The 11,749-nt window shown below is 64.0% G+C and carries 9 protein-coding genes and 1 riboswitch; of the genes, 1 reads left to right on the plus strand and 8 read right to left on the minus strand.

Annotated features, from left to right (window positions below; translation table 11 throughout):
• Positions 1 to 73: 73 nt before the first annotated feature.
• Positions 74 to 1,462, minus strand: coding sequence for a class II 3-deoxy-7-phosphoheptulonate synthase (locus H9627_RS01210; RefSeq protein ID WP_191732202.1), 1,389 nt, complete (start codon positions 1,460 to 1,462; stop codon positions 74 to 76).
• A gap of 112 nt (positions 1,463 to 1,574) precedes the next feature.
• The gene (locus H9627_RS01215) at positions 1,575 to 2,084 is read right to left on the minus strand and encodes a polyadenylate-specific 3'-exoribonuclease AS (protein ID WP_191732203.1); all 510 of its coding nucleotides are present in this window, start codon (positions 2,082 to 2,084) and stop codon (positions 1,575 to 1,577) included.
• A gap of 200 nt (positions 2,085 to 2,284) precedes the next feature.
• On the opposite strand from H9627_RS01215, the gene H9627_RS01220 reads away from it, so the two are divergent.
• Positions 2,285 to 4,753, plus strand: coding sequence for a glycosyltransferase 87 family protein (locus tag H9627_RS01220; protein WP_225213336.1), 2,469 nt, complete (start codon positions 2,285 to 2,287; stop codon positions 4,751 to 4,753).
• A gap of 92 nt (positions 4,754 to 4,845) precedes the next feature.
• Here the strand turns inward: H9627_RS01220 and H9627_RS01225 are convergent, their stop codons facing one another.
• The 6 genes from H9627_RS01225 to H9627_RS01250 form a co-directional block, all read right to left on the minus strand.
• The gene (locus H9627_RS01225) at positions 4,846 to 6,084 is read right to left on the minus strand and encodes an acyltransferase family protein (RefSeq protein WP_191732205.1); all 1,239 of its coding nucleotides are present in this window, start codon (positions 6,082 to 6,084) and stop codon (positions 4,846 to 4,848) included.
• 238 nt (positions 6,085 to 6,322) lie between these two features.
• Positions 6,323 to 7,054, minus strand: a complete 732-nt coding sequence (locus H9627_RS01230) for a lysophospholipid acyltransferase family protein (protein ID WP_191732206.1) — start codon at positions 7,052 to 7,054, stop codon at positions 6,323 to 6,325.
• 159 nt (positions 7,055 to 7,213) lie between these two features.
• Positions 7,214 to 8,182 (minus strand): ROK family protein, encoded by a 969-nt coding sequence (locus tag H9627_RS01235; RefSeq protein WP_191732207.1) that lies wholly within the window; start codon positions 8,180 to 8,182, stop codon positions 7,214 to 7,216.
• 96 nt (positions 8,183 to 8,278) lie between these two features.
• Positions 8,279 to 9,418 carry a glycosyltransferase family 4 protein gene (locus tag H9627_RS01240; protein WP_191732208.1) on the minus strand — a complete coding sequence of 380 codons (1,140 nt, stop codon included), beginning with the start codon at positions 9,416 to 9,418 and terminating at the stop codon, positions 8,279 to 8,281.
• A gap of 67 nt (positions 9,419 to 9,485) precedes the next feature.
• Entirely contained in the window at positions 9,486 to 10,496 is a 1,011-nt protein-coding gene (locus tag H9627_RS01245) for an NlpC/P60 family protein (RefSeq protein WP_191732209.1), read from the minus strand.
• A 225-nt stretch (positions 10,497 to 10,721) separates the two neighbouring features.
• Positions 10,722 to 11,354, minus strand: coding sequence for a C40 family peptidase (locus tag H9627_RS01250; RefSeq protein ID WP_191732210.1), 633 nt, complete (start codon positions 11,352 to 11,354; stop codon positions 10,722 to 10,724).
• Positions 11,355 to 11,366: 12 nt separating this feature from the next.
• Positions 11,367 to 11,543, minus strand: a riboswitch (cyclic di-AMP (ydaO/yuaA leader).
• Positions 11,544 to 11,749: the final 206 nt, after the last annotated feature.

Consider the following 11,749-nt stretch of genomic DNA (forward strand, 5'->3'; position numbering starts at 1 on the left):
CCCCCCCCCCCCCCCCCCGCCCCCTGTCACCCCGGTCTGTGGACCGGAAGGAGTTGGATCTAGAGAACCTGACCTAGTTGCGCAGCATCTCCGCCACGAGGAAGGACAGTTCGAGGGACTGCTGGGTGTTCAGACGGGGATCGCAGGCTGATTCATAACGACCCGGCAGATCCACATCGGTGATGTCCTCGGCGCCACCGAGGCACTCGGTGACATCCTCACCGGTGAATTCGATGTGGATGCCACCCGGGTGGGTGCCCAGTGCGCGGTGGACCTCGAAGAATCCCTGCACCTCATCGATGACCTTGTCGAAATGACGGGTCTTGTACCCGTTGGAGGCGGTGAAGGTGTTGCCGTGCATGGGGTCGGACTGCCAGATGACCTTGTGCCCGGAGGCCTCCACAGCCTGGATGACACCGGGGAGCACGGACCGGACCTTGTCGTGACCCATGCGGGCCACCATGGTGAGGCGACCGGGTTCGAAGTTGGGGTCCAGCTTGTCGGCGTAGGCCACCGCCTCCTCGGGCGTGATGCCCGGGCCGATCTTGATGCCCACCGGGTTGGCGACCATGGCGGCGAAATTCACATGGAAATCATCCATGCCACGGGTGCGCTCACCGATCCACAGCTGATGCGCGGAGAGATCGTAGAGAGCCTGCTCACCGTTCTCGTCCTCACCCAGGCGCAGCATGGACCGCTCATAGTCCACGAGGAGAGCCTCATGGGAGCAGTAGATCTCAGCGGTGCGCAGGGACTCGTCGGACACGCCACAGGCCTCCATGAAGCGCAGACCCGAGTCGATCTCCCGGGCGAGAGCCTCATAGCGGGCTCCGGCCGGGGAGTTGGCGACGAACTCGCGGTTCCAGTCGCTGAGACGGTAGAGGTTGGCGGTGCCGGAGCTGGTCAGGGCGCGGACCAGGTTCATGGCGGCGGAGGAGTTCGCGTAGGCGCGGATCATTCGGGCGGGATCGTGACGACGCGCCTCCGGGGTTGCCTCCACACCGTTGACAATGTCACCGCGGTAGTTGGGCAGACCGTTGGCATCCAGATCGGAGGAACGCGGCTTGGCGTACTGACCGGCGATACGCGCCATCTTGATGACCGGCGTGGACGCACCATAGGTGAGAACCACAGCCATCTGGAGGAGGGTCTTGATGTTGGCCCGGATGTGGGGCTCGGTGTTGGACTCGAAGGTCTCTGCACAGTCACCGCCCTGGAGCAGGAATGCCTTGCCGTTGGCCACATCAGCGAGCTTCTTCTTCAGCTCGATGACCTCGGGCGCCACCACGATCGGAGGCACCGATTCGAGGATGCGGCGCACATTGTCGGCCTGGGCACGGTCCCACGTGGGCTGCTGCTTGGCGTCTCGGGCGATGGTGTCCTGGAACTGCTCATCCATGCCCTCGGGCAGGGGTGGCAGATCCGGGAGAACTTCCTTGGGGATATCAACTGTCCAACTCACACCCATATTCATAGCACGGCCGAGACCTTTTGCATGAAAAGGTGTGTGATATACCAGGCTTATTACTCGGGGGAACCGCGTCGATAAGCACCCGTCGGCACGCCCGGGCCGGTCAGTCCTCCACCCAGTTGTCCGCCCCCAGGGGCAGAGCCTGCATGCAGACCCGGAACTTGGCGAGGTTGTGGCGGGCGTCGACAAGCGCGTCGTGATTGCCGTCGGGGATCTCCGGCAACCTCGGGCGCCCCGCCATCTCCCAGTACTGCTTGAGTTCCCTGGTGTAGCGGGGAAGCTCACGGGGCAGCGCCGTCATATCACCCCACAGCTGCGCGAGCAGCACATGATCATAAGCCCCCACCCAGGCCCAGAGCTCCGTCTTCCCGGCACCGCTGGTGAGGAAATCAAACACCTCATCCCGGATGGTGTCGCGGGAACGCCACACCCCGGATGAGGGGTTGGGCAACTGGTTGAGCACGTTGTTCCTCACCCAGTTGTTGGCTCTGCTCCCGTCGAACCCGGTGGATACCGCATAGTATTCCCGGCCGTCCTCTGCGACGATGCCGATGGAGACCAGCTCAATCGTGCGTCCATCCTCGATGAACTCGGTGTCATAAAAATAGCGCACGGTAACCGTGGCCCCTCACTGCTCGATGGTGTTTTCCGCTCCCAATCGTAACCCCGCGGACACCGGATGCGGGCAACCGGCCCGGGCCCGATCGGAGGGGGACCGCCGGGCGGGCCACATCGGGGATGGGGACACAAACGGGTGGGATGCTTCCGACGCACTTAGGGCAACCTGTCATCCACCCACTAGAATTCATGAGAATGCAAGGCGATCACGTTTCCCACGGCGACCAAGCCGATGTCACCAGGCTCCCCACTCCCCCTCCCACCGGTTCCACGCGGACTGGTTCCTCCCCGACTGACACCTCCCCGGAGGCGGATCCCGGCGCGTCCTGGATCAGGAACCGGCGTCTGCGCCTGGCGCTGATCTGGGCGGCGTCCATCGCCACCGCCGCAGCACTGTGGCCGGTGGTGTTCAATGTCCGCGCCATTGAATCCTTCATCTTCTTCTATCACATCGATTCCGATGTCTACCGTGCGGGCGCACAGGCCTTCCTCGACGGCCTCAACCTCTATGAGCAGGACTATGTGGTGGGCGGCATTCAGCTCCCGTTCACCTACCCGCCGATCGCCACGGTGGTGTTCACCCCTCTCCTGCTGGTGCCCAGCAGCACCATGGGGGTGCTGCTCACCCTGCTCTCCGCGGTGCTGATGTGGTGGTGCATCGCCATTGTGCTGCGACGCGTGATCCGGGGGATCTCCACCTATGATTCCCGTCTGTTCGCCCTGCTCATCCTCCCCACCGCACTGTTCACCGAGCCGGTGAACCAGACCCTCCAGTTCGGTCAGATCAACATCCTGCTCATGACCCTGGTGCTCATGGACACCTTTACCCGCAAGCCCTGGTTGCCCCGGGGTTTCTGGATCGGCCTGGCCGCCGCCATCAAACTCACCCCGGCGGTCTTCGGACTGTATTTCCTGGTGAAGCGGGACTGGAAGGGTGCCATCACCTCGATCATCTCGGGTGTGGGTTTCACCCTCCTCGCTTTTGCCCTGCTGCCATCCAGTTCCGTGCAGTACTGGACCGAGACGCTCAGCGACCCCAGCCGTATCGGCAACCTGTCCTACATCACCAACCAGTCGATCCGTGGCATGCTCAGTCGCCTCATGCACGAGAACCAGGACGTGGTGGAACTGATCTGGATGGCCTCGGTCGTCCTCGTGCTGATCGGTGTCACCATCGCCATGGTCCGCGTGTTCAGGGCGGGATCGGTGCACGGCACGGTGCTGCTCAACTCGCTGATCGCCCTGTTGTGCTCCCCGGTGTCCTGGTCCCACCACTGGGTGTGGTTGATCCCGATCACCCTCGGTTTCGCGGCGAGTGCATGGTCCCAGCGTGATTCCGCACCACGTACCGCGGCCACCTCCCTGACGATGGCGCTGGTCACCACCGTCCCGATGCTCATCCCCACCTTCTGGAACATGCCGTTTGATTCCGAGGCTGCTCCGGCGTGGCCCCTGCTCCTACACCCGTCGGGCAGTTCGTATGTCGTGGTCGCCATCGCGACGGTGATCGTCTGTCTGGTCAATCCGCGGGTGTTCGGAACGGGCAAGGCATCCGTCGACAAGGCCCCCACCGCCGACGCGCGGGGGGTCAACCCGGCGCTCACCGTCACCCTGCTGGTCGTGTCCGCCTACCTGGCCATCAACGCCTGGTACAAGGGGGAGAACGGCAATGTCCGTCTCATCCAGTATCCCCGGGCGGTCCTCGATGGCCTCGATCTGACCAGCTTCGGTTATCTGGTCACCGAACCCCTGCGCACCGACAATCTGGTGGCGCTGTGGGTGATCGGTGCCCTCAACATCGTGTCCCTCATCTGGTGTGCCGTGGTGATTGTCCAGCGGCTGGCCAACCGGGTCCCCACCGCCTTCACCATCGCCGTCGCCCTGACCATCGCGCTGCTCTCCGAGCCGGTGCAGTCCGCACTGCAGATGGGTTCCCTGACGCTGGTGGTTCTCGCCCTCATCCTCACCGACCTGGTCGCCCCCCGCTCCGTCCTCCCCCGCGGTCTGCTGACGGGTCTGACCGCCGGGCTCACGGGCTGGCCGGTGTTGATCATCGTCGCGCTGTTCATACAGCGACGGGTGCGCGCCGCGGTCACCGCCGCCATCACCGCGGTGGTGCTGTGGGTGGCGGGCTGGCTGCTCGCGCCTTCCGGGCGTTCCACGCTTATCGACGTCCAGACCACCGTCCACGATGGTGCGGACAATGCCTCACTCGCCGGCTTCCTGGCCCGGTGGATCAGCGACTCCCCGATCATCATGATCATCTGGGCGGTCATCGCTCTCGCGGTGGGTGCCTGGGCTGTGTACCGGACCCATGCCATGGGTGATCTCACCCTGTCCACCACCATCGCCCTCGCCTGGCCGGCGATCGCCCTGCCCACGGTGTATGCCTACATGTGGGTCCTGCTCATTCCCCTGGTGGTGCTCCTGGTGGCGCGGGGCCGCGTGTTCGCCGCCTTCCTCTGGGCTTTTGTGGCCCTGGTCAACTGGGTGCCGGTGCAGGTGCCCTATGACACCCACTTCCCCCTCAACCACCGTGAGATGTTCGACCACGTGGGCCTGGCCGGAAGCTACCTCCTGGTGGAACCCCTGACCATCGCCCCGGCTGTCATCGGTCTTCTGCTGGTGGTCACGGCAGCCCGGAGCGGGCGGTCCACCCACTAGACCCCGGAACGCAGACAACCACCCCGGACATCGTCGATGTCCGGGGTGGTTGTCTATCTGCGGAGCTTGTTCTCCCCTGTGGGCTGGAGATCCTACGCCCGGGGAAGGGTGCGATTGTTCAACGTGAGACGGGAGGCCGGCGGGGTGTCCACCCGCTCCCCGGGACGCGACTCCGGAAGCCTGGGTGGGGCCAGGGTCCATTTCAGAAGTGGAACCCTGGTGAGCAGGTGGAGGAGATACGCACCCGCCATGCCCAGAGTGAAGGCGATGATCATCCAGGTGCCGGTCCAGTGCATCGGGTTGGGGGAATCAGGGTCGATGACCATGAGGGTCTCGCGCACCGTGAACCCGAACAACAGGGTCAGACCGAGGGCGTGCCCGATGTAGATCACCAGCGTGTGACGGCCCAGGAATTTCAGTACGCGGGCCACCGGGATCGCCCTGGACAACCAGACCGCCAGGACCACACCCGCGGGTAGAGACAGCAACCGGATCAGCGTGCCGGAGATATGCCCGAGGGCGAAGGCGGAGAGCTCTCCGCCCAGCAGGATGGCGATCTCATCCTTGAACCCGATGAACCACAGCTGGGTGGGGCCCGGGACACGGGTGGTCAGCACCTCCTCGACCGCGGCGATACCGAGGCCCGCCACATAGGCCGCCACCGCCAGGACCACAGCCTTCGGCCGGTCGGCTGCTTCCGCAAAACGGGTGATCAGGGGCCGGAAATAGGCACCGATGAAAAACGCGGGCAGATAGATGATGGTCCTGCGCAGCAGTTCACTGTCACCGAACATGGGCATGAACAGCCAGGGCACCACCATCACCAGCGTCACGATCATCCACGCAGGCAACTTCCGGGTGCCCCACAGCAGCAGATTGAACCACACCAGGAAGTACAGGAACCAGTACATATTGGTGCTGTCAGCCACCTTGGCCACGTAGTAGAACCAGTCCGGCATAACGTGCCCATGGAAGATGACTCCCTCGAGGCGGCTGGTGTACAACTCGATGGGTGTCCACACCAGGTACGGGACCAGGAAGAACCACAGGCGGCGTTTGAACAGCTGCTCGAAGGTCATGGTCAGGACCTTCACGGAGAAGAACCCGGACACCAGGAAGAACAGGGGCATGCGGAGGGGATCGAGGATGTGGTTGAGTTCCGCCACGAAGGTGTGCTCCGCGCCGGGAATAGCCAGGGTGACATGAAGAATCACCACACCGAGGATCGACAGCCCCTTGGCCACATCGGGCCAATCCATCCGGGTCTTGCCGGTCGGTGCGGTGATCGCCGGGCGGGCGGTGATGCCTGGGTTATTCCCTGAATTATTCAACTACAATGCGCTCCTCGGCGGCTCAACCCCACCGAGAATACCTATCGGGAAAAACTCGACTGTGGTGCGGGCTGGGGCCACATCTCACGGGAATCATGCTTGTTCCACTGATTCCACAACGGCTTCAGAGTACCCCACCGCCTGCCCGGGACAAAGAACACACCGGGCGAAACACAGGTCCGGATGGCCCCAGATGACACACAACCGGGCCCCACACCGACCGGGGTCAGTATCTGGGTCAGGGCTGGGCCCCCTCGGGATAACCCTTACCGGCCGCCAGCGACTTCTTAACATCCTGGGCGTAGACATCCACATACGGCTGCCCGGTCAGCTCCGACAACACGTGCATGACGTGGTCGGTGAGCACACGGGCTGCATCGCGGTCATCGCGGGACAGTCCCTGCCCGGTGACGTAGGCAACCGGATCGATGGGTTCGCCCACCCGCATCCGGACCTTCCTCGGGCGGGGGAAGATGGTTCCGATCGGGTTGGCATCACGGCTGCCGATCATGGCGACCGGAATGATCTGGATGCCGGTTTCCAGGGCCACGACAGCCATGCCGGCCTTGCCCCGGTAGATCCGGCCGTCGGGTGAACGGGTTCCCTCCGGGTAGATGGCGAAGAGGTCACCCGCGTCGAGGACCTTCCTGGCGGTGGACCGGAGTGAATCCAGTGCATCGCCGGCGGTGCGATCCAGGGGCACCTGTCCCACCGAGGAGACGAACCACTTCTGGAACCGGCCCTTGAGACCGGGGCCGGTGAAGTACTCGGCCTTGGCGGGGAAGACCATCTGACGTGGGCACATCAGGGGGAAGTAGAGGGAATCCATCACCGCCTGGTGGTTGGATGCCAGGATGGCGGGACCGGAATCGGGGATGTGCTCCAGGCCCTCGATCTCGGGGCGGTTGTATACGCGGAGAAACGGGCCGACGAGGATGTTCTTGAAAACCCAGTACCATTTGTTCTTCACGGCGTATGACGTACCTTTCCGCATTTTTTCCGGGAGGCTGTGAACTACAGCGCATTCCCCTGCCAACGAGTTCTCAGACTACTGCACCGCACACTTTTTGCCGTGGATATGGTTCCGCGAGTCGTGGACCCGCGGGGGTTGCGTCGACAAGCATGCTTGTCAGGGTGCCGCGACCGCCTGGCGGGCGAGGTCCGCCACCCCAATCATGCCGGCGTCCGCGCCCAGCTGGGCGGTCCCGACGCGCGCGAGGGGGCGGTAACCAGCACCGACGATGCGTCCAGCGAAATGCGCGACGGCGGTCTCCAGGTAGATGTCGGCATCCCGGGACACGCCACCCCCGATGACGATGAGCTCCGGATCCAGCACATCAGCCACCATGGACAGGCATTCCCCCAGCCAGAGGCTGAAGTCCTCCATCACCGCGACGCCGAGCGGATCGCGGTCACGGGCGGCCCGGGTGATCATGTCGCCCTTCAGGCCCGTCGGGTCACGGCGGATCGCCTCCAGCAGGACGCTGTCACCGAACCCGCCGCGGGTGGAGAATTCCAGGGCGGAATCCACCAGTGCGGTACCCGAGCAGTACCGTTCCAGGCAGCCGGACTTACCGCACGGACAGGGACGACCGTCCGGCACGACGCGGAGGTGACCGAACTCGGGCGCGGTTCCGTGCGCGCCGCGGTAGATCTCCCCGTCGACGATCAGCGCCGCACCGATACCGGTGCCGATCGCCAGCAGCACCCAGTTGTCCGCCCCCTGGGCACCGCCGAAACGGTATTCACCCCAGGCCGCGGAGTTGGCGTCGTGCTCCAGACGGACCGGCAATCCGAGCAGGCCCTCCAGGTGGGCGCGCACAGGTGCATCGCGCCACGGCAGGTGGGGGGCGAAACGGACGGTTTCACAGGCCGGGTCGAGGAAGCCCGCCACGGCCATGCCGACCGCGTCGATGGGGTGATCCTCCCCCAGCGCGCGCACCAGCTCCACGATCCCGGAGTCCAGCTCGCCGGCGGTTGCCGGGGTGGGTGCGGACACCTGGCGGATGATCTCGCCCGATCCTGAGATCAGGCCGGCGCGCATGTTGGTTCCGCCAATGTCGAAGCCGACCGCGAAACGGCCCGGGTCTTGTGACATCTGCTCTACGCCTCACCATCTGGAAAACTGGAAATAACCCTCAAAGTATAGCCAGGGCCCCACATGGTCCCATCATTGTGCAGGCCCCACGGTTTCTCAGGAGAGTATTTCCGTCAGGCGCGCCCCCATGACATCCCAGGTCCAGGCCTCCTCAACATGTCGGCGCCCGGCCGCCCCCATGGTGGCGTGCGTGTCGGCGTCGGACAGCAGACCGGCCACCGCCGCAGCGAGCTTGTCGACGTCCCGACCATCCACCACCAGACCGGTTGCCGGCGTCACCGTCTCCGGCGCCCCACCGGATTGCCCGGCGATCACCGGTACACCACAGGCCTGCGCCTCGAGGTAGACGATGCCCAGGCCCTCCACATCAAGTCCCCCGCCGCGGGTCCTGGCCGGCATGGCGAAGATGTCGGAGGCCGCCAGGAGCGACACCATCTCCGCATGGTCCAGACGTCCGGCGAACCGGACGGAATCACCGAGGGGTTGCGCCATGGACCGCAGGCGTTGTTCGATCCTGCCGGCGCCGACGATGACCAGCACCGCATCCGGGTGCTTCCGGAGCACCGTGGGCATCGCCTCGATGAGTTTGTCCTGGCCCTTCCTGGGCACCAGACGGGAGATGCACGTGATCACGGGAGTATCCGGCCCGAAACCCCACCGTGTTCTGGTGTGTGCCCGTTCCTGCGCGGTGGCAGGCCGGTAGAGGTCCGTGTCCACACCGGAGGGCAGGTGCACGAACTGTGGGTGGGAACCGAAGGCGGTGCGGAAACGCCGCAACGTGTAATCGGAGATGTAGGTGACCACGTCGGCGTGCTCCCCGATGCGGCGCAGCATCTGGCGGGCCCCCGGGGTCATCGACCACCCCACCTCGTGCCCATGCGTGGAGGCGATGATCCTCGTGGCACCAGCCGCGCGTGCCTGGGGCGCCATGAGGGCCAGCGGTGCGGCGGCACCGAACCAGACATTGTCGATCCCGCGGGCACGGATGATCTCCCCCATCGCATGCGCGGTGGTGGGGGTGGGCAGCATGACGGTGCGGGGCCAGCGGATCACTTCATAGTCCAGGGAGGCATCGAAGGAGGTGGCTGCCGAAGCATCCTGGGTGGAGGCGAACACGGTGATCAGATCCGGGTCCTGGGTGGCCAGAAAGTCACGGACATAGGACTGGATTCCACCGACCGTGGGAGGAAAGTCATTGGTGACAACAAGGGTTCTTCGTCTGCTGCCGGCAGTCACGGCAGGCCTCCTGACCGGTGTCGGGTGTTGGTAGCTGTTAGTAGTCGCTAATAACTGTTAGTAACTGTTAGTAACGACGGGCGCCGTAAAACGGTGCCGAATCAACAGATACCACCTGAACCGGAATCCCGTAGTCCGAGGCGTGCACGATCTTGCCATCACCGATGTAGAGCCCGACGTGGGTTGCACCGGGATAGTACCCGATGACATCCCCGGGCTGGAGCTCGTCGCGCTCCACCGGTGTGCCACCCTCCATCTGCGCCTGGGAGGTACGCGGCAGGGTCTTGCCCTGCTGCTGGAACGCCCAGTAGATCAGCCCGGAGCAGTCGAACTGATCGGGCCCGACCGATCCCCACCCATAGGGGGCACCGAGTTTGGACAGAGCGGCCTGCACCGCACCGCCCGAGGTGGCGGCGAAATCGGCCACATCGATGGCCACGGGGTCATTCTTCTCCACCCACTGCTGGCGTAACTCCTCGGTGAGGTTGTCCACCCGCAGTTGGATCTCCTCTTTCTTCAGGTCCAGTTCCTCCCGGTCCCGGATCTGCTCCTGTAGCTGCATCCGCAGCTGTCCGAGCTGGAAATCCGCCTCGGCCTTCAGACGGTTGACCTCACCGAGATTCTCGGCGGCCTCGTCGGTGGCGGTGGTGAGCCCCTCGATGATGTCGGAGGTGTTCCGGGTCAGGGAGTTGAGATAGCTGACGCGGTCGATGGCGTGCTGGGGGTTCTCCCCGGAGATGGCCACGGTGAGAGGATCAACGACGGTCCCCCGGTACCTCGTCTGGGCAATGCGTCTGAGATCCCCGCGGTGGGCCTCGGCGGTCACGGCCGCCTCCTCAGCCTGACGACGATAGGCCTCCTGCCGGTCCCGCAGCTGGCTGATCGAATCCTCCCGCAGCTGGATGTCCAGCTCGGTGGTCTTGACCTCCTCGTTGCGGGCGGAGACCTCCTGGGAGACCTGTTCCATCTCAGCGATGAGATCATCCATCTCCTGCGCGTGGACGATGCCCGGAGAAGTGAGGAGAGATGCCACGAACAGACCAGGTAGAACCAGCGTGACCCAGCGACGTCTACCCATGTCTTGACCTCCTTGCGGTGCGATATCCCCCGCACCGTTAAACCATTACGGATCTATAACTTTACTGCAATATGCTGGTAAAGAGTTAATCAAACCGGTGGCGTTGGTTACAGCACACCCAGCCTGCTGGAGGGTGGGTAGACGGCGGTTTGCTCACAGGTGCACGGCGGGGCGGAAATGCAGAAAACCCGGTCGGAATCGACCGGGTTCAGTATGCGTTGGATCCTAGAAACGGACCGCGGAGTGGAACGGCATGTAGTCCAGGGAATGCTCGGACAGCGGGGTGGAGCTGTTCAGCGCGTGGATGACGGTTCCGTGACCGGAGTAGATGCCCACGTGGGTGGCACCGGAGTAGAAGGCGACGATGTCACCGGCCTGGAGGTTGGAGTAGGCCACCGGGGTACCCTGTGCGGCCTGGGCCTGGGAGGTACGTGGGATGGACTTGCCCACCTGGCTGTAGGCCCAGGAGGTCAGACCGGAGCAGTCGAAGGCGTTCGGGCCGGTGGCACCCCAGCCGTAGGGAGCGCCGATCTTGGAGCGTGCGGCATCCACGATGGCCTGGCCGTTGCTCTGTGCAGGGACGGCCTGCACGGCAGCAGGTGCCTCGACGACAGCTGCATAGGCGGCAGGTGCAGCCTGGCTGGACAGGGAAGGGATCCACTGATCGATACCCGGAACGTTGTTCAGGCCCGGGGTGTTCTCGATGCCGGCGACCTCAACGGAGAAACCGGTGTTGGGGATGACAACCTCAGCAGCCTGAGCGGGGTTGGTGATGACGGCGGTGGCGCCAAGTGCAACTGCGGAAACAGCTGCGGCGTTGCGGGTAACCCTTGGATTGCTGCGACGGTGCTTGCCCATGTGATGAAACTCCAAATCTTCCTGTTGGTCTGCCGGGTTAGCTGTCGGATTCGGAGCGGAAGGCCCCTATCCCCAGTCCATCCGGATCAGCGCGGTTGACGGCTGATCGGATCCTCGTGGAGAATTCACCCCAGGAACGCGGTGGTTCCCCGGCTCGCGCCGTGTTCTGTGTTTGATCCTTGAGTGGGATTTTGTTCAGATCACGGATTCGCGATTAGACATTTTCTATTGTTTCTTTTGCTCTGGATCGAGGCGAGAACCTGAGTTCTTTTTCTCCCCGACCCCGCAAGGTCTCAATCAGGTTACGAAACCATATCGGGGAATGTCTAGCCGTAGCCGTTGCGCTCACTCGTTATTGATCCGTTATCGAGGGGTATCACTTCCGAAACCCTCAG

The sequence above is a fragment of the Corynebacterium gallinarum genome (assembly GCF_014837045.1).
In the GTDB taxonomy this organism is placed as follows: domain Bacteria; phylum Actinomycetota; class Actinomycetes; order Mycobacteriales; family Mycobacteriaceae; genus Corynebacterium; species Corynebacterium gallinarum.